Raw genomic sequence first — 18,461 nt, forward strand, 5'->3', positions numbered from 1 at the left:
TGGCTGCTCCGCATGAGATCCTTTTTCCCGTGACACCGGGACCAGCAGTGATGGGTATTCCCCTGGGAGATGTTTCTTGGTTTTCGTGACATGGTGCTATGCTCCTTTTACATGAAAATCGTTTATTAATAAAACGAAGGAGCAGTGTGGGGATTGAATAAAATTCGTTTAAACGATAGGGGTCAGAGCATGTTTTTATAGAAAGAGGCTCTGACCCCATACAAAACCTCAAAGAGAATACGCGCGGACTCACTCAAATGAAGACTGTAAAAAATACCCCTTGACTTATACATTGCCATTTTTATAAGTATGAACAAAATCCTGTGTAGCGGGGAATGTATGAAAATTGTCATTACCGGACCAAAGGGATCGGGCAAGACAACAATAGGGAAAAGACTGGCGGAACTGCTGAATATCCCCTTTTTTGAGACAGATGGCATACTGGAGCAAATCTGGGCAGAGGAAAAAGGAGAAACGCTGACTTTTCGTGAAATATACCAGTGTGTCGGCGAAAATGAATTCCGGCATCTGGAAAAACGTGCCGTTGAGAAGGTTGCCGGTTTGGACTGGTGTATAATCTCCACGGGAGGCGGTTCGCTCTACGATGCGGGGTCACGGGCACTTTTAAGTAACAATTCCATCATGGTTCTTTTAAAAGCAGGAGATGATCTCCTCTGGGAACGCATAACACGCGATGGCATTCCTGTTTTTCTTTCGGGAGACGGGGGTTTTGAAATACTAAAGGAAAGAAATATCAGACTGTATGAGACAGTCGAACATATTAGCGATATTGTCATTGATATTGAAAAGGATACGGAAAAAGAGATTCACTGTAACCTGGCAGAGCTGATATTTTCTACCATGGTAATGGGTATGTCCTCACCCAACACCTTTGGTGAAATAGTTCGGGTAACCACGTTCGGAGAGAGCCATGGCGCTGCTGTTGGGGCGGTTCTGGATGGGGTAGCACCCGGGATTGATCTGAGCGAGGATGATATTCAGGCCGAGCTGAACCGGCGCCGGCCGGGTCAGAGCCGTGTTTCCACACCACGTGACGAGAAGGACCGCGTTCATATACTCTCGGGTATATTTGAAGGAAAGACCACGGGGACCCCCATTTGCATGCTTGTCTATAATGAGGACCAGGATTCATCGAAATATGATGCATTGCGCCATGTCTTCAGACCGGGACATGCCGATTTTTCATTCTGGAAAAAATACGGTCTTCGTGATCACCGTGGCGGCGGTCGTTCATCGGGTCGTGAGACAATAGGGCGGGTCGCGGCTGGAGCCGTGGCAAGAAAGATGCTTGGCAATGAAGGGATTGAGATTTGCGCATATGCTGAAATGATTGCCGGTATCACGGGAGAGCGTGTTGATTATTCGTTTATCGAGAAAAATTCCGTTCGGGCAGCTGACCCGGATAAAGCGGCTGAGATGGAAGAGGCCATAATGGCGGCACGGAAAAACAGGGATTCCGTGGGCGGTATTGTCCGCTGTATTATAAAGAACTGCCCTGCCGGACTGGGAGACCCGGTCTTCGGCAAGCTCGATGCCCGGCTGTCCATGGCCTTTTTTTCCATTGGCGCGGTCAAGGGTGTGGAAATCGGGGCCGGATTTTCCGCCGCGTCCATGAAGGGAAGCGAGAATAATGATCCAATGAGGGAAGGGAATTTCGAAAGCAATAATGCCGGCGGTATCCTGGGCGGTATATCAACGGGGCAGGACATTGTTGTCCGTATTGCGGTTAAGCCGACCCCTTCTATCGCAAGGGAACAGCACACCTGTGACACAGCGGATCAGGATACCGTTATTGCCATTGAGGGACGGCACGATCCTTGCATAGTGCCCAGGATTATTCCCGTGATTGAGTCCATGGCTGCACTTGTAATGCTTGATTCCCTGCGTATGCAAAGATGTCTGCGCGGTGTGCATGACTGATCATATCTCGAGAAAAACGAAAAATAATGACACTATTCAGCAATATCCCCGATAAAAGTTCCTTCAAAAATCCCGTAGTGACAATCGGAAATTTTGACGGAGTGCACGCGGGACACCGGAAAATACTGGAAGCGCTCAGAGTAAAGGCTGAGTACATGAATGGTGATCCTCTCGTGGTGACCTTTGAGGCTCACCCCAAAAAAATTCTGAATCCCGACAATGCACCGAAGATCATCACCACGACAGATGAAAAAGTACGCATTCTCACGGCCATGGGGTTTACCAATATCATCCTTCTCAATTTTACAAAGGCCATGGCAAACATGAATGCCTCGGATTTCTATAATCACCTGCTTGTGGGTAAGCTGGGTGTCAGAGAAATCGTCATAGGATATGATCACGCCTTTGGAAAGAATCGCGAAGGAAACATGGATTTTCTGCTGGAGCTGGCCCGTGAAACGGGCATTGGTGTGACCAGGGTCGATGAAGAAATAATTGACGGTAAACCCGTATCATCAACCTGGCTGAGACATGCGATCATGGCCGGCAACTTTGTCGAAGCGAACCGTCTCCTGACCCGAAATTACAGTCTCAGCGGAATGGTGGTGCAGGGCGCCGGCCGCGGAAGGATTCTCGGTTTTCCCACGGCAAATATCCGTCCCGATGATCCCGATAAAATTATTCCTGCTGACGGAGTTTATGCCGTTACTGTTTGCTTTGAAAACGGCGGAACCCGGCATGGGATGCTGAACATAGGCAATAATCCGACCTTTGAAAATATGGACCGGAGCATCGAGGTGAATATTTTCGACTTCAGCGATGATATTTATGGAAAACCGGTAACGATCGAATTTCATCGGAAACTTCGTGACGAGGTGAGATTCGGGAGCGCTGAAGAATTGATAGAGCAGATTAAAAGAGACCGCGACGATGCACGAGCGGTTCTGAAAAACATATGATGAAAAAATCAAAAATATCACACAGTCTTGACCGGCTTGTCGATCTTCGCACCAGGACCATAGACACCCCACTGTGTCCTGTTTCATTTATTGCGGACAGCAGGGCCCTGCGTGCGGTGATTCTCAATCCTGCCGGGACAGCTGCCGGCGAGAGTACGGGAACGGGAAGAAATCCCATTATTGCCAATGCGGGGAAAATTATTAATCTCTATTTCAGTAAAAGAAAAATGGGACCGGTTCTTGTCCACCTGTTTTCGGGGAAAGCTATTTTTTTTTCCGCCAGGACATTCATGTCGCCCCGTACCGATGAAAAATTACCGGCCATGGAAATTACCCTGGACCTGAGCTTTGTTTCTGAAGGCGAACGCAGTGTATATCAGCGCCTTCTTGAGGTCCCCTGCGGGTATACGGTCACGTACGGGGAACTGGCCATGGTATCGGGCTATCCCGGCGGCGCCCGGTTTGTGGGAAATGCCATGGCAAAGAATCCCTTCCCTCTCTTTATCCCCTGTCATCGAGTGATACGAGCCGGGGGGGATCCGGGTGAATTTACATCAGGGAGAGAAAGGAAATTATTTTTACTTCATATGGAAGGTGCGCTTTAATTTTCATGGCGGGGATAGAACTGCATCTTTGATTTCTGAAGCATATGGGCGAATATCCCGCATTTTGAAAAAATACTTGCTTATTTCTACTTCTTCCGGAATACTTTATTAAATAGTGCTTTTTGTTTCAGTATACGAGTAGTAGGATACATGTATACTGTTATACATGTCCGCCACAGGAGTCCCTATGAAAAGAATACTCATCATCGATGATGATGAAGATATCCGCACCATTCTGCAGGAAGTAATATCCCTTTCGGGATATGAAGCCCTGACCGCTGAGGATGGTACTGAGGGAATAGATATGCAGAGGAACAAACCCTTTGATCTTATCATAACCGATATTATCATGAGCGGCAAGGAAGGAATCGAAACTATCCTGGAGCTGAAAAAAGAATACGCTGACCTGAAGATAATAGCCATGTCCGGAGGGGGGCGCATTTCGGGAGCGGACTATCTGACCGTTGCCGGCAGAATAGGTGCTGATGGAACCATGGCGAAACCCTTCAACAACAAGGACCTCATGGCCCTCATAAAAAAAATTATAGGCGAGTAATATCCCTCTTACCGGGCATTGCCCTCCGCGTAAACCAGGGCCGAGAGCCTGTCCAGTTCCCCGATTTCATCATCTGTAAGCTGCACCGCAAGTGACAGGAGATTATCCTGAACCTGGCTGCTGTTGCGGGCGCCCACGATGGCGGCGCTTATTCCCCTGCGGGAGAGTATCCATGCCAGGGCGATATTTCCCGGCGAGGCATTCCGGCCGGCGGCCATTATTTTCATTGTTTCCAGGAGATCCGAGATGGCCGGCCAGTACCGTGCCTTGAAATGCTTGTAGAAAAATGACCGCACGTCGGTTTTCTCAAAGGCGCCCGGTTTACTGTACTTTCCCGTGAGCATCCCGGCTCCCAGAGAACCATAGGATATGATATCTGTGCCTGTATCAATACAGGTCCCTATTATTTCTTCTTCAATATCCCTTTTGAGCAGCGAATACTGGGGCTGCAGTGAAACTATGGGTGCCAGTTTCATTGCAGCCATAAGTTCTTCACGGCCGTAATTGCACAGGCCTATATGGCGGATTTTTCCCTGTTCACGGAACCTGACCATGGCAGCCAGGGTGTCTTCAAGGGGCGTAGCGGGATCGGGCCAGTGACACTGGTAGAGATCGATGTAGTCGGTCCGGAGCCGGCGGAGTGAATTGTGCAGGTCTTCTTCAAGGAATTGCGGAGAGAGGTCCTTGGGGAAGCGTTTTGACATGTTGAGGCCTCCCTTTGTGGCGATGACGATGTTTTGTCTTTTTCCTTCCAGCAGCCGTCCCAGGAGCTCTTCGGCACGGCCGACTCCATAGGCCGGGGCAGTATCGATAGTATTGATTCCCCCGTCCAGGGCGGCTTGCACCGCCTGTACCGCATCCTCTTCATTGAAGGGGCCCCAGTTCTCTCCACCCGTGGCCCATGTCCCCAGGATTATTCTGGAGACGAGGAGGTCGCTTTTCCCCAATTGCATCATATCCATAGTGCTGTTCCTTTGCGGAGTATCTTTTACGGTCGTATTATAAATACTATTTGACGCCTCGGGGGGAAAAGGTCAAGAGAATAATCCATGATATAATTGACAGCATGGTTGTATCACGATATGTTTGCATGCAGGGAAGATATACTCTATGAGAATACTGGTTACGAACGACGACGGCATTCATGCCGAGGGGATACGGGTGCTTTTTGACGTGCTGTCCCTTTCATTTGATACGTATATGATTGCTCCCGACAGCGAGAGAAGCGGCTGCTCAAATGCCTTCACCATTCACCGTGCCATGGTGCTGAAGAAGGAGGGGGATAAACAGTTTTCGCTGAACGGCTTCCCCGCCGATTGCGTCAATGTGGGACTGCATGGCGATATCATCCCTCCCGTGGACCTTATCGTCTCGGGTATAAATCACGGTCCCAATCTGGGCGATGATCTATTTTTTTCCGGCACTGTTGCGGGAGCACGGACAGCCTATATTTTTGGTAAAAACGGTATTGCTTTGTCAATGGACAGCTATCATCGTCCCTCGGAATATTTCAAGGACGCCTCGCTTTTCCTGGTGTCATTCATTCATGAATTGATCTTACAAAAAAACAGTCCCTGGTTTTTCAACATCAATTATCCCGATATTCCCATGGAGGAGGTAAGGGGTACGCAGTACACCGTTCCCTGCAAGAGACTGTATAGGGATACATACATGAAGGAACACATCAACACTCATGAAATGCAGGTCCGGCTCGAAGGCGATATAGAATCGGTGGCTCCCGAGGGCTCTGACATGGATGTGGTAAAAAAAGGTTATATTTCCATCACGCCTCTTTCCATTGACTGCACGGACCATGCCTTTTTAAGCACCGTCGCCGGCGGTGATCTGCGGAGAGAATAGGATATGCGGTAAAAGAAATGGCTGATATCGATCTGAATGGAAAAATCAGGGATTTTCTTGACTCGGCTCTGAAGAAGTTTATCGTCCGCGATTATAACGAGGCCATACGGGATCTGAAGGCTGCTGAGGTTTTGGACCGGTACAATCCCGAAATACTTTATAACCTTGCCGTTAATTATGCGCGCATGGGTTTGCATAAAACGGCCGGTGAATATTTTGAAAGAATCATAAATCTTCCCACCACCTTCGTGGATATTCTCGATGTGAAAAAGCTTTATGCCTATGCGCAGATAAAATTGAAAAATTACGAGCGAGCGCAGCAGGTTCTCGACGATGTCATAAAAATATCTCCCGGCGATACGGCAGCCCACAATATGAAGGGCTTCTGCCTGGAGAAGGAGGGCCGCTATGATGAGGCTGTTCTCGCCTACCGCGCCATTATTGAAATAGATAAAAAGAATTCTAATGCGTATAACTCCCTGGCTTGCATTTTGGCGGAAAATGGGGGAGATCTTAGTGAAGCCCTGAGGTTTGCCAGGCTGGCTTATGATGCCGACAGAAGCAGCGCGGCCTATAATGATACCATGGGATTTGTTCTCATGAAACGCGGAGAAAAAGCACAAGCAGAAAAGTTTATTCTCAAGGCGCTGCAGATACAGCCCTGGTCCGGGGAAATCAAAGAGCACCTGAATACGTTGCGTGGAAACCAGGGATGATGGTTTCTGCAGCCCCCGGGGAATTTATTCAAATTAATTTCTTGACATATCACTCCTATATGGGCTTATACTATGGAATCGTGAGTCATCTTTTTTAAGGTTGAACGGGCAGGGTACATGAAATATACGCACAGGATATCATCGGATCAAATTGAAAATATTCCCATCATTGTTATTGAAGGAGATATGACCTCTGATGCCGATGCCGATGTTAAAAAGGTGTATTCAGAATTAATGGATCAGCACAATATCGATAAAATTATCGTCAATTTTGAAAAAACCAAGTATATCAACTCCTCGGGTATTGCAACACTGATCAATATCATTCAGAATATCAATGATAAGAACGGTAAAATAGCTTTTGTGGGCATGTCGGATCACTTTAAAAAGGTGATGGATATAGTGGGTATTACCGATTTTGTACAGATATTTGAAACAAATAACAAAGCAGCTGATGTGATCAGATAAGTTTATCCTGCCATTCCGATAGACCTGTCCCTTTCCGTATATTTTGACATTACAGCATATATTCTTTCACAGATATTCTCGTAATATTTTCATGTTACCGGAGGAGTTATGGCAAAGAAAATAAATCGTACCGATGATTGTATTTTTACCATTGACGCGGGCACACAATCAATCAGGGCCGCCACCATCGACCTGAAGGGCAATATCATCGATATGGTGAAAACTTCCATTGAACCCTATTTCTCGGAGCATCCCGGCTGGGCCGAACAGGATCCTGAATATTACTGGAAAACGCTCTGCATAACCTGCAAAAAGCTCATGAAGGAGATGTCCTTCAATCAAAAGGCCGTAAAGGGCGTGACCCTCACCACGCAGAGAGCCACGTTCATCAATGTGGATAAAAACGGCAAGCCGCTCCGGCCGGCGATCGTGTGGCTCGACCAGCGGAAGGCGGAACCGGAAGCCTGGCCCCCGGTTCATCTGAAAATGGCACTGAAAGCTATCGGTATGTACGATTCAGCCATGCACACCGTCAGGGAATGTGAAATAAACTGGATTCGCCAGAACCAGCCCGAGATTTGGGATAAAACACACAAGTTCCTTATCATCTCGGGATTTTTTACCTATAAGCTCACCGGTGAGTTCAATGATTCCGTGGGGAATACCATCGGCTATTTCCCCTTTGACTACAAGACTCATACCTGGTGCAAAAAGTCCGACATGAAATGGCAGATGTTTCCCATTGAGGAATCGAAACTGCATGGGCTTGTAAAACCGGCCGACCTTCTGGGTTATATTACCGACAGGGCATCGAAGGAAACGGGTATCCCCAAGGGGCTGCCGGTCATCGCGGCGGCCGCGGACAAGTCCTGCGAGGTCCTTGGCTCGGGATGTCTTACGCCGGAGATCGGCTGTCTCAGTTATGGAACCACGGCCACGGTTGAAACGACGAACAGGGATTATGTGGAAATAGTTCCTTTCTTTCCTCCCTATCCCAGCGCGGTGCCGGGATATTATAACACGGAGGTTATGATTTACCGGGGTTACTGGATGGTGAGCTGGTTTAAGCAGGAGTTCGGTCTCAGGGAGGAGCAGCTGGCGAAAAAATTGAAGGTGGCTCCCGAAGCCCTTTTCGATGATCTCATTCGCTCCATACCTCCCGGCTCCATGGGGCTCACCCTGCAGCCCTTCTGGTCTCCCGGAGTAAAAATTCCGGGACCCGAGGCAAAGGGAGCTATTATCGGCTTCGGTGATGTGCACACCAGGGCCCATATTTACCGGGCCATTCTCGAAGGGCTTGCCTATGCCCTGAAGGAGGGCGCGCAGAGAACAGAGAAAAAGAATAAAATAAAAATAACCAAGCTGCGCGTTTCCGGCGGCGGTTCACAGAGCAGTGTGGCCATGCAACTTACGGCTGATATCTTCGATCTGCCGGCGGAACGTCCCCATACTTTTGAGACATCGGCCCTGGGAGCGGCCATCGATGCCGCCGTGGGGCTGCGCCTGCACCCCGATTTTAAAACGGCCGTAAAGGAAATGACGCGTGTACGTGATGTTTTTGAGCCGGTCCCGGCACACCGGGATATGTACCGTGACCTTTTCAACAATGTGTACATGAAGATGTATGAGAGACTCAAACCTCTCTACGACGACATCAGGGATATAACAGGATATCCGCCGAAACACTAAACCAGACTATCGTATTTTAAACGTGGCGATATTATCCTTCAGCTTCAGCGTATTGTTCTCTATTTTTTGAGAATTTTCATGCACAATGATAGCACTTTCAGACGTTTTCTGGGTGATGGTACTGATGGAATTAACGGCTTTGGTCAGTTCTTCCAGTGCTGATTTCTGCTCCAGAGAAGAAGTGTGTATCATATCGGACATTTCCCGCATGGTCTCGATATTCCCGGCGATTTCGTGATTTTCTTTGATAAGACTCCCGATGAAATCACTTGTTTTATCAATTTCGGTGCGGGTATCGCCGATTTTTGCGCGGACCGCCTTGAAAATATCCACGGTATCGGAAATGGACTGTAGTTCGACCGATATTCCCGATGTCCGTGCCGATATATCATTACGGATGCTTTTAACCAGGGCGCTGGTCTGGTCAGCCAGCTTGTTAACTTCATCGGCGACTACGGCGAATCCCCTTCCATGTTCTCCGGCGCGGGCTGCCTCGATAGCGGCATTGAGGGCCAGAAGATTTATCTGGTCTGCCACATCGCTGATATGATTAACCGTTTCTTCAATGGTCTTCATGTATTGGGCCATCCCTTCAATCGCCTTGACGGAATTATTTATTGAAGACTCTCCCTGCTCCACGCGGTTGATGGCCTCATTGATCGAGGAATGGAGTTTGTCTATGCTTTCGGAAAGTTCAGTGCTGTTGTTGTTGATGGTCAGAATGTCATTCTTTACTCTTTCAGCCTGATAGCGCTGCTCATCAATACTCTCCAGTGTCGTATCAAAGGCCGCGAACATTTCCTCGTAAGATCCCCCTGTTTCCTCTACGATGGCTGTCAGGTCACTGGACATGTCTGTTAATTTTGATGATGAATCATTGAGGTCCTTGACGGAATTCTCGATCTCATTTGAACTGGATGATATAGCATTTACCATATTTTTCAGGTTTTCTTTCATGGTATAAATGGAAATATTTATAGTGGAAAGTTCATCCATGACCGCGATTTTTTTCGCAAAAGCAGAGAGGTCTCCGTGGCCGACTTTTTCCAGGAAGTCCTGGATGTTGTTTATTTTGACATAGATTGTTTTTGACAGCACCCGCGATACCAATATCGCGGCGGAGAGACCCACGATGCCGAAAAAAATCATGCGGAGATAGATTTCTTTTGAATACCCGCCTGTGTTCTGAATAAGGGTGAGCATATAGGTCATCAGGATCAGGAAAGGAAGAAAGGCAATCGTCGTGATCGATGTTGTGAGCTTGGTAAAAAGGCTCATCTTCCATCTGAGCCTGGTCTTGAGGGGAAAGGGGAAAACACCTTCATTATAGATTTTCTGAATAAAAAGTTCCGTGAGGAGAAAGTATAAAACGGTCCCCAGGGGAGCATTGATTATGATAAGCATTATCATGTTGGTGATCTGCATACTATTGGGATTGCCAAAGATGAAAAAAGGAACACAAAACATTAAAAGACCACCAACCCAGCGGAAGAAGGCACCGAAGCTGTGGTAAAAGGGGAGAGAAAGAAAACGATGAAGGGCTTTCTGGTATTCTTCTTCGTCGGACTTTTCGTTATTTACCAGCTTTTTAAAGTAGGACCAGACGGGTGCAATTACAATCATATTGTTTATGTGCGTGGTGATGAAGGAAATCGTTGTGGCTATCGGGGCTGTTATGAACAATATCCAGAGCTGTTCCTTGGTTAGAGCCAGATTTGACCAACCATAAAAAACCATGAAAGGGACAATAAGGAAATAACTGATACCCTCTGTTTTAAGTATAAAGAAAAATTTAAAATTTCGGATAAACCTGCTGTATTGTTGTTGTCCGGAAGAATTCATCATAAACCTCTCTGAATCCGGTTTCTCTTCTCTGAGTATAATGATATATCGGATTTTATGCAACAAATAATGTTTTGTGTATTCGAAATAATATGAATATTTATAGCAATTAAAAAATTATTTCCATAATGAAAATATTACCGCAGGATGGGAAATGGAGTCTTTGACTGTTATGTAGCGCATTATAACGGCAGAATACGCTTATCGAAGCTTATTTAAATCCCGGTACAGGGGCCGGAAATTGTTGCTTGCAGAAATAAAAACCGCTGTCATGGTTGTCAGAGATATGGAAAAAGGAAGAGCCGAGTTATATACTCAGGGGGCCTGCTCAAAATGCCCCCGAAAATGCAATACCGACCGGAAGAACGGGAAATATGGATATTGCAACAGCAGTGACAGACTGAGTTTAGCCGCCATATGTCTGCACCGAGGCGAGGAACCGGTCCTCTCAGGTGACACGGGCATGTGCAATATATTTTTCACCCACTGCAATCTTCAATGTATTTACTGCCAGAACTTTCAGATCAGCCGTAACGATACGGAAGAGAAACAAATTCTATTGGAAGAGGCACTCGATGCCATCGAAGGCTTTCTTGATGCGGGGATTACCTGCGTCGGTTTTGTCGCGCCTTCACATGATATACCACAAATGAAGTCAATCATTGATGGGTTGAGATGTCGTGCAAGGCATCCCGTCTATGTCATGAATACCTCAGCTTATGACCTGAAGGAGACGATTGAATCCCTGGAAGGATTCATCGATGTGTATCTTCCCGATTTTAAATACATGGATGAGCGCCTGGCCCGCGATTATTCCGGCGCAATGGACTATCCTTCCGTGGCCCTGCGGGCCCTGCGTGAGATGTACCGCCAGAAGGGATCGAACCTGCGCATCAATGGTAAGGGCATGGTTGAATCTGGTTTCATCATCCGTCATCTCATCCTGCCGGGCCATGTGGAGAACAGCGTTGCCTGTCTGCGCGCCATCGCCGAGGAATTGTCTCCATCGGTCCATGTGTCCCTCATGTCTCAATATCATCCCGTTAAACCCGTGCACCATCATTCCATGCTGGGAAGGACTATTACCCGCGAGGAATACGATATGGTCGTGGAGGAGTTTTACCGGCTGGGCTTTCACCGGGGCTGGGTCCAGGAATTTGAGAGCCACGATGAATATCTTCCCGATTTTGACAAAGACCATCCCTTTTGAACAGGGTACCGGAGAAATTACTCTTCGTCTATTTCCCTGAAAGTATGGGAAAATATCGTCATGCGGGAAAAATAGTATTGAAAGAATATGAAAGTTTCGTGTAATAATGTGATCATTGGCAGGTAATTATATCCATGCAAATGACAACTCTGTTCTCACAGATTTTTTCCATTCCCCCAAAGTTTATGCTTTTTAAGACCGTAAAAGCAGTGGTGGGGGACTGACCCAGGAATTAGATTAAAAGAAAAACAGGTCTCGGGAGGGAATCATGGGTAAAGATCGGATAACACGAAGAGGTTTTTTAAAAATCAGTGCAGTAACAGCGACTGCGGCAGCAGCTGCAGGTGCCGGGATCTGGGCGTGCGGCAGTACAGTGGGTGATTCAGAGCATGGCGCGGGATTTGATGCAGTCCAATTTACCGGCGGTGAGAGGGTTATACCGGAGAAGGTCATCGGGAAATTGCCCGATTACGCCGGCAAGCAGCCGAATATCATTACCATACTCTGCGACGATCTGGGCTGGGGTGATATCGGCTGTAACGGAAGTAGGGCCATCACGACGCCGAATGTTGATGCTCTCGCACGCCAGGGAGTTCGTTTTACGAATTTTTATTCCTCGTGCTCCGTATGTACTCCTTCGCGATACGGTCTGTTGACCGGACGGTATCCGGTTCGCTCCGGTCTCACTTTTGTGCTTCCCGCCTCGAACGAATCGGCAATGCGTTTCATGATACGGAGGCTTGGTAGATGGTTCGGCAGCCTGGGCGCTGTGGACGTGCAGGATGACTGCTGGTCCGATGGTCTGCCCGATGATGAGTTAACCCTGGCAGGAGCGTTAAAGGTAGCGGGCTACCGAACCGGCATGGTGGGGAAATGGCACCTGGGCGATTTCAGCGCAAATTCGCGATACAACCCCCGCCGGCACGGCTTTGACAGCTTCTTCGGCGTGCCGCACAGCAACGACATGTGGCCCTGTGCCCTGTACCGCGATGAGAAAATGCTGGAACCGGACATCAAGCGTGATCAGGCCAGGCTCACGGGCATGTATACAAAAGAAGCGATGGACTTTATCGATAAGTCGAAGGATGGTTCCTTTTTCCTCTATCTGGCCCACACCTTTCCGCACCAGCCCCTGTATGCGTCGGAAAAGTTTAAGGATAAATCAAAAGTGGGAATATTCGGCGATGCCGTCGAGGAGATCGACTGGAGTGTGGGCGAGATCATGAAGTGCCTGGAGCGGAACGGCATTGCGGACAACACCATTGTCATATTTACCAGCGATAATGGTCCCTGGTATAACGGGAGCCCCGGCGGTTTCCGTGGACGGAAAGGGCAGAGCTATGAAGGAGGGTACCGTGTGCCCTTCATTGTGAAGTGGCCCGGCCGGTCCCGGGCCGGAACGGTCTGTTCTGAACCGGCCATGAATATCGATTTATTCCCGACCCTGATGGCGGCGGCCGGGCTTGCCGCTCCTTCGGACCGGATCATCGATGGGGAAAATATCGAGGGACTTATGACGGGCAGGAAGGCAAAGTCGCCGCATGATACCCTGTACTTCTATCACTACGAGGAGCTGGAAGGAATACGGCAGGGTGATTGGAAGTATTTCCGCAGCATCAACCACTACACATGGCCGCAGCCCGTTGACAAGAAATCCACCTTCATGGGGAAGGTCGCCAAGGGTAATTTCGGCGACTGGCCGAACCTGTATCGGCTCGACGTTGACGAAGGGGAATGCTATAATCAGGCCGAGCGCTATCCTGAAGTGTGTCGGCAAATGGAAATGGTAATTGAAAAATGGGAGCAGGGGATAGCGAAGAACCCGCGTGGATGGCTGAAGAAATAGTCTGAAATATTACAGTGCTGGTAAAAATGTATAGGTCCTGTCTATGCTACGGCAGGTATTAATAAATGGGTGCTGTAGCAGTTTTAATATATGTATGTATATCTGGCACGCGACTATTCCGGTGAATGAAAATTTAAAAAAGCCTTGCAATCCCGGCATGTTCTGTAAATAAAGAATCGTCATGGTTTCCTGAAACAGGATCAGAGAAGAGATGTTCAGATTCAGTGGGTCGGGTTTTCGTGATGGCTGTTCCTGAATATTACTATCTCAAAGGAGAATTGTTTTGGAAATTTTTCGAGGAAATAATTGTTAAGCATGAAAAATCTCTTTTCCCAAATATATACAACATCTTCAGTAAAACTTTTAAAACTTATAGACAAAGCCAAGATGACTGAACATTCATTTATGGTTATTATGGCTTTGATCATCGGCACGATTGCCGGCTTTGGCGCGGTTCTAATCAGAATAATGATTAAAACAATTTCTGATTTATCCTTCCCGGGCAACGCTTCTCTTTTATCAAATATAATTTCAGCGCCATGGTATTTAAAGATACTTGTACCCGGCATTGGAGGCCTGATTGTAGGACCACTTATTTTCTTTTTTGCAAGGGAAGCAAAAGGTCATGGTGTTCCTGAGGTCATGCAGGCAATATTATTAAAAGGTGGTGTTATAAGGCCGAGGGTTGCGATAATTAAAGCTATTGCGTCATCGATAACGATTGGTACGGGCGGTTCTGTCGGAAGAGAGGGCCCTATCGTACAGATTGGTGCCAGTATTGGATCATCAATAGGACAATTTTTTAAAGTATCAAGAAATCGAATGAATACCTTTGTAGGATGCGGAGCCGCGGCCGGGATTGCAGCAGCATTCAATGCTCCGGTAGCAGGAGCTCTCTTTGCTGTAGAAATAATACTTCAGGATTTCACGTTTACGCAATTTTCTCCCATAGTTATTTCCTCTGTAATGGCGACAATAGTATCTCATAAGTTTGAAGGTGATTTTGCCGCCTTTAAAATCATGCCGCAAAGCTATCAGCTTGCCCACCCGTATGAGATTATCTTTTATTTTATATTAGCAATATTTACAGCTATGGTTGGTGCACTATTTATTAAGGTTCTTTATGCTTCAGAAGATTTTTTTGACTTAACATTTAAATTTCCGGAATATCTTAAGCCTGCAGTAGGAGGCTTAATCATAGGATCCGTAGCAGTCTTTTTCCCTGAAATAATGGGTTCCGGATATGAAACAATAACCGGCGCGCTGCATGGTGAAATTATCTGGTATATGGCCGTCATGATGATTTTTGTGAAAATATTTGTTACGTCAATGTCTCTTGGATCGGGCGGTTCGGGAGGTATTTTTGCTCCGTCATTATTTCTCGGGGCAATGACCGGTGCTGCATTTGGAACAATTGTTCATAGTTATTTTCCTGCAATAACATCGGGATCCGGTACCTATGCAGTGGTAGCAATGGGAGGACTTGTTGCTGCAACAACCTATGCCCCGATAACAGCAATTATTGTCGTCTTTGAATTAACAAAGGATAATAATATCATCCTTCCTTTGATGATCACCTGTATAATCAGCACTTTAATTGCCACAAAATTTTCCAGGGAATCGATCTACACGCTTAAGCTGGTAAACCGGAATATTCATATTAAAGACGGAGCAGAAATTAATATAATGAAATCAATTTTTGTTAAGGATGTTTATACGAAGGATATTGAAAGTATATACTCAAATATTAAATTTGATGAAGTTGTTAATAAGATTCTTATAGGACGAGATCCCTATTTCCCGGTTATAGATTCACAGAAAAGGTTTAAAGGAATAATATCCATTTATGATATTAAAGAATATTTATATGAAAAAGATATTTTGCGCGATCTTTTAATCGCCGATGATATTTCAAATAAAACTGTTGAAGCACTCACTCTTGATGATACCTGTCAGGAAGCTATTGACAGATTAAGTGAAAGCAATCTTCAGGGGATACCGGTTGTTGATAAGAAAAAAGGGGATAAACTTCTTGGCATGATATGGCGTAAAGATATTCTTGATGCATATAATAAAGAAATTGAAAGAAGAGATATCACTTCCTCTTATGCAAGCAAAATAACAATGAAGAATATAGATTCGGATGTGCATTTTTTTGAAGGATACGCAATGACAGAAATATCCATCCCTGAAAAGTTCATTGGCAAATCAATTAAAGAATTAAATATTCGGGCAAAATACGGAATAGACATTCTCCTTATAAGAAGTAATAGTGAAAATAAATCGATTATAAAAGCAATGCCAAAACCCGAATATATTTTCTCCTATAATGATTCAATTGTAATTTCAGGTGAAATAGGAAAAATAAGTTCACTAAAAAATCTGTAGAATTAACTACAAAGTAAAATTTTAAAAATTCTTGCCCTCACGAATCATCGGACCTAAAACCCTGCGCGACTGGATCCAGATCTAATTCATTAAATAGAGACATAAAAACCTATGTTTTCTATTCCTGATCCGGCAGGTGCTATTAATTGCTTGTCATACCAATGAACAGTAGGTATTTTTAATGAAGCGTCTGACATTATCCTCTGAGCAAGAGGATGATACGTTATGTGAAAAAGCCAATAATTATGTCATGAAAAAAAACAGAAACATTATACTATTGATTCCGGCGACCGTGATATTCATTTCCTTCATTATGATGGTAAATGATACCATGATTTCGATAAGGCTGAATGAACTTACAATGCTTCTTCAGGATATTGACCGCAGTGAGGGCCGTATTGACAATATTGGACTGGTGACCACCTATGAAACACATAAGAAATTATTTGAGAACAGGATGACCCAGGACAAAGCCGATGCCATTGAGTATAAAATTAATTCTCTGGCGAATCTCAAAACAGAAAATAACAATCAATTCGCCTCAATGTTCAGTTTGTTTTCTTTACCGGCGATCAGGGTGATCAACTTTAACAGGCTCATGCTCGGTAAAATTCCGCTCACCTATCACCACGAAAATGATCCGGTTTCTATCAACGTGGACCTGGCATATTATTATGAACGGAACTTTCATTATAAACGCGCTATAGAACTTTACGATAAAAGCCTTGCTGAAACAAATCTGCCTGACAGCATAAGGGCCGGGATTTTACTTCATCAGGGATACTGTTACGCACTTTCCCAGCTTGACGGAAAAGCGCGAAAAAACTATTTGATTATTATTGAAAAATACGGCAGGGAGAACAGCGCGATTACCGCTACGGTCCTGCTGCGGTATCTTGAAGGTTTCAGTCTCGCGCGGCAGCGGGTATTGAGCGGTAAGGATGACTCGCTGTCACAAAGTCAGCAGCTGGTCAACCTGCTGGATTACAAACGGGCCCTTGCGATTCTTGATGCAGTGGAACACGAGGCAAAACCTGAAGATATTTCCCGTATTACCTATTTCAAGGCCCGGTGTTTCGCCGGTATGGGGGAAACGAAACGGGCCGTGGATAATTATTTGAAGGTTGTCACGTCAGATCCTTCATCACAGTATGCCCGTTGTTCCAACCGGAAGCTGTTTATACTAGGATCGCGGAGCGGAGAAAAGGAACTTGTGGAAATTTCAATGCAATTAAACACAAAATTAAATGATCCTGAGTTGAGCAGGATGATCAAGGAAAATGATGTAAATACTGACAATGGCATTGAAAAACAAAACACGATTAAAATAGATCTTTCTGCTGACACGCGGGAAAAAATCGAGAAAATAGTATCACAAAAAAAAGAACCGGAAATGAAAGCGGACAGGTACCTGGTTATCCATACCAGCGACGGGAACACCTTCAAAGGGACAATCATCGAAGAAACCGCGGATCATATTGCACTTAAGACCTCAATCGGCAGTATTAATGTTAAAAAAGACAGAATCATAAAAATTACCGATAAATGATGATGAGAAAAATCCGGCCTCTGTTTTTTGCGTCTGTTATGTTATTGCTACCTTGTATCGGCATGGCTGATGTGGTTGTCACCAAAGACGATATGATCCTCAATGGCAAAATAATAGAAGAGGTTAAAAACAAGCACGTGAAGTTCGCCAACTATCATGGTACGTTTACCATATACTATGCGCAGATCAAAGAAATCCATCGGACGGAAAAGTATGAGGATGATGTCCTGCTTTTCAAAAAAATGGGGATAAGCATTGATGAATCAGTGGTGAAAACGAACTACCAGGCAGGTATTGAAAAACTCGAAGCGGGAAAAACCGGCGGCAAAAAACCGGCAGACGATTCCATGCAATACTTATTGTTCGGGTCACCTTTTATTATTTTTAATACAGGGGAAATACAATCTGTTTTGCCCTGCAGCTTTGGAATGTCCGTTTCAGGCGAAATCCGGTTTCAGACCGGTTATACATTTTTACCCGATGGTATGAACTTAGATGTTCAATATTTTCACGCAGAAAGAGATATAAGAAAAATCTCAGCTTTCCGTTCCGGTCTCGGCGCCGTATGGATAATTCCCGTGAGCATCCGCGGTTATTCATTACATCTGGCCATGTCTCCCGCCCTGGGAATCGGTTATTACGCGGTGCAGGGTAGATACCGCGAAACTGAAGGTGCCAAGTTTCATTCATCCTTTACAGCCGGGCCGGAATTTCTCATCTCTTCCTGGGTGATCTCCCCGCGCTTGAGGTTCGATTATATTTATGACAATACGGCGCCCCTATTCGGGGTTGGATTTTCCATGGGAGCGGGATATCTTTTTTAAATTAAAGC

Annotated in this window: 15 protein-coding genes; 13 read left to right on the plus strand and 2 right to left on the minus strand. The window is 45.9% G+C overall.

Features of this window, described 5'->3' with window-relative positions:
- The first annotated feature begins 309 nt into the window (after positions 1-309).
- The 4 genes from CVV44_09560 to CVV44_09575 all read left to right on the plus strand — a co-directional run bounded on the left by CVV44_09560 (position 310) and on the right by CVV44_09575 (position 4,061).
- Positions 310-1,941, plus strand: coding sequence for a chorismate synthase (locus CVV44_09560; GenBank protein ID PKL39103.1), 1,632 nt, complete (start codon positions 310-312; stop codon positions 1,939-1,941).
- Positions 1,942-1,967: 26 nt separating this feature from the next.
- Positions 1,968-2,900: a riboflavin biosynthesis protein RibF gene (locus tag CVV44_09565; protein PKL39104.1), complete on the plus strand. Its 933-nt coding sequence runs from the start codon at positions 1,968-1,970 to the stop codon at positions 2,898-2,900.
- Entirely contained in the window at positions 2,897-3,505 is a 609-nt protein-coding gene (locus CVV44_09570; GenBank protein ID PKL39105.1) for a hypothetical protein, read from the plus strand. The genes CVV44_09565 and CVV44_09570 overlap by 4 nt, the downstream gene beginning before the upstream one ends.
- A gap of 166 nt (positions 3,506-3,671) precedes the next feature.
- Positions 3,672-4,061 (plus strand): response regulator, encoded by a 390-nt coding sequence (locus CVV44_09575; GenBank protein PKL39106.1) that lies wholly within the window; start codon positions 3,672-3,674, stop codon positions 4,059-4,061.
- Between the two features lie 8 nt (positions 4,062-4,069).
- Here CVV44_09575 and CVV44_09580 read toward each other — a convergent pair whose 3' ends face one another.
- The gene (locus CVV44_09580; GenBank protein PKL39107.1) at positions 4,070-5,023 is read right to left on the minus strand and encodes an aldo/keto reductase; all 954 of its coding nucleotides are present in this window, start codon (positions 5,021-5,023) and stop codon (positions 4,070-4,072) included.
- A gap of 148 nt (positions 5,024-5,171) precedes the next feature.
- On the opposite strand from CVV44_09580, the gene surE reads away from it, so the two are divergent.
- The 4 genes from surE (at position 5,172) to CVV44_09600 (ending at position 8,794) form a co-directional block, all read left to right on the plus strand.
- Entirely contained in the window at positions 5,172-5,921 is a 750-nt protein-coding gene (surE, locus tag CVV44_09585; protein ID PKL39108.1) for a 5'/3'-nucleotidase SurE, read from the plus strand.
- Positions 5,922-5,938: 17 nt separating this feature from the next.
- Positions 5,939-6,637, plus strand: a complete 699-nt coding sequence (locus CVV44_09590; GenBank protein PKL39109.1) for a hypothetical protein — start codon at positions 5,939-5,941, stop codon at positions 6,635-6,637.
- A 117-nt stretch (positions 6,638-6,754) separates the two neighbouring features.
- Complete coding sequence (locus CVV44_09595; GenBank protein ID PKL39110.1) at positions 6,755-7,105, plus strand: anti-sigma factor antagonist; 351 nt, start codon at positions 6,755-6,757, stop codon at positions 7,103-7,105.
- A gap of 108 nt (positions 7,106-7,213) precedes the next feature.
- A complete protein-coding gene (locus CVV44_09600; protein ID PKL39111.1) occupies positions 7,214-8,794 on the plus strand; it encodes a carbohydrate kinase in 1,581 nt (526 codons plus the stop codon).
- A 6-nt stretch (positions 8,795-8,800) separates the two neighbouring features.
- Here CVV44_09600 and CVV44_09605 read toward each other — a convergent pair whose 3' ends face one another.
- Positions 8,801-10,639, minus strand: coding sequence for a hypothetical protein (locus CVV44_09605; GenBank protein ID PKL39112.1), 1,839 nt, complete (start codon positions 10,637-10,639; stop codon positions 8,801-8,803).
- A gap of 283 nt (positions 10,640-10,922) precedes the next feature.
- Here CVV44_09605 and CVV44_09610 point away from each other — a divergent pair, with 283 nt between their 5' ends.
- The 5 genes from CVV44_09610 (at position 10,923) to CVV44_09630 (ending at position 18,453) form a co-directional block, all read left to right on the plus strand.
- A complete protein-coding gene (locus CVV44_09610) occupies positions 10,923-11,846 on the plus strand; it encodes a radical SAM protein (protein ID PKL39257.1) in 924 nt (307 codons plus the stop codon).
- A 268-nt stretch (positions 11,847-12,114) separates the two neighbouring features.
- A complete protein-coding gene (locus tag CVV44_09615; GenBank protein ID PKL39113.1) occupies positions 12,115-13,692 on the plus strand; it encodes an arylsulfatase in 1,578 nt (525 codons plus the stop codon).
- Positions 13,693-14,007: 315 nt separating this feature from the next.
- Positions 14,008-16,080: a chloride channel protein gene (locus CVV44_09620; GenBank protein PKL39114.1), complete on the plus strand. Its 2,073-nt coding sequence runs from the start codon at positions 14,008-14,010 to the stop codon at positions 16,078-16,080.
- A 250-nt stretch (positions 16,081-16,330) separates the two neighbouring features.
- Positions 16,331-17,629, plus strand: coding sequence for a hypothetical protein (locus tag CVV44_09625; GenBank protein ID PKL39115.1), 1,299 nt, complete (start codon positions 16,331-16,333; stop codon positions 17,627-17,629).
- Between the two features lie 62 nt (positions 17,630-17,691).
- Positions 17,692-18,453, plus strand: a complete 762-nt coding sequence (locus tag CVV44_09630) for a hypothetical protein (protein PKL39116.1) — start codon at positions 17,692-17,694, stop codon at positions 18,451-18,453.
- The last annotated feature ends 8 nt before the right edge of the window (positions 18,454-18,461 follow it).

It is taken from the genome of Spirochaetae bacterium HGW-Spirochaetae-1, from assembly GCA_002839375.1.
In the GTDB taxonomy this organism is placed as follows: domain Bacteria; phylum Spirochaetota; class UBA4802; order UBA4802; family UBA5550; genus PGXY01.

Excerpts from the sequence above, each read along its gene's own strand:
- CVV44_09560 (PKL39103.1), top strand. The coding sequence starts at position 310 with ATGAACAAAATCCTGTGTAGCGGGGAATGTATGAAAATTGTCATTACC.
- CVV44_09565 (PKL39104.1), top strand. The coding sequence starts at position 1,968 with ATGACACTATTCAGCAATATCCCCGATAAAAGTTCCTTCAAAAATCCC.
- CVV44_09570 (PKL39105.1), top strand. The coding sequence starts at position 2,897 with ATGATGAAAAAATCAAAAATATCACACAGTCTTGACCGGCTTGTCGAT.
- CVV44_09575 (PKL39106.1), top strand. The coding sequence starts at position 3,672 with ATGTCCGCCACAGGAGTCCCTATGAAAAGAATACTCATCATCGATGAT.
- CVV44_09580 (PKL39107.1), bottom strand. The coding sequence starts at position 5,023 with ATGGATATGATGCAATTGGGGAAAAGCGACCTCCTCGTCTCCAGAATA.
- surE (PKL39108.1), top strand. The coding sequence starts at position 5,172 with ATGAGAATACTGGTTACGAACGACGACGGCATTCATGCCGAGGGGATA.
- CVV44_09590 (PKL39109.1), top strand. The coding sequence starts at position 5,939 with ATGGCTGATATCGATCTGAATGGAAAAATCAGGGATTTTCTTGACTCG.
- CVV44_09595 (PKL39110.1), top strand. The coding sequence starts at position 6,755 with ATGAAATATACGCACAGGATATCATCGGATCAAATTGAAAATATTCCC.
- CVV44_09600 (PKL39111.1), top strand. The coding sequence starts at position 7,214 with ATGGCAAAGAAAATAAATCGTACCGATGATTGTATTTTTACCATTGAC.
- CVV44_09605 (PKL39112.1), bottom strand. The coding sequence starts at position 10,639 with ATGATGAATTCTTCCGGACAACAACAATACAGCAGGTTTATCCGAAAT.
- CVV44_09610 (PKL39257.1), top strand. The coding sequence starts at position 10,923 with ATGGAAAAAGGAAGAGCCGAGTTATATACTCAGGGGGCCTGCTCAAAA.
- CVV44_09615 (PKL39113.1), top strand. The coding sequence starts at position 12,115 with ATGGGTAAAGATCGGATAACACGAAGAGGTTTTTTAAAAATCAGTGCA.
- CVV44_09620 (PKL39114.1), top strand. The coding sequence starts at position 14,008 with ATGAAAAATCTCTTTTCCCAAATATATACAACATCTTCAGTAAAACTT.
- CVV44_09625 (PKL39115.1), top strand. The coding sequence starts at position 16,331 with ATGAAAAAAAACAGAAACATTATACTATTGATTCCGGCGACCGTGATA.
- CVV44_09630 (PKL39116.1), top strand. The coding sequence starts at position 17,692 with ATGGCTGATGTGGTTGTCACCAAAGACGATATGATCCTCAATGGCAAA.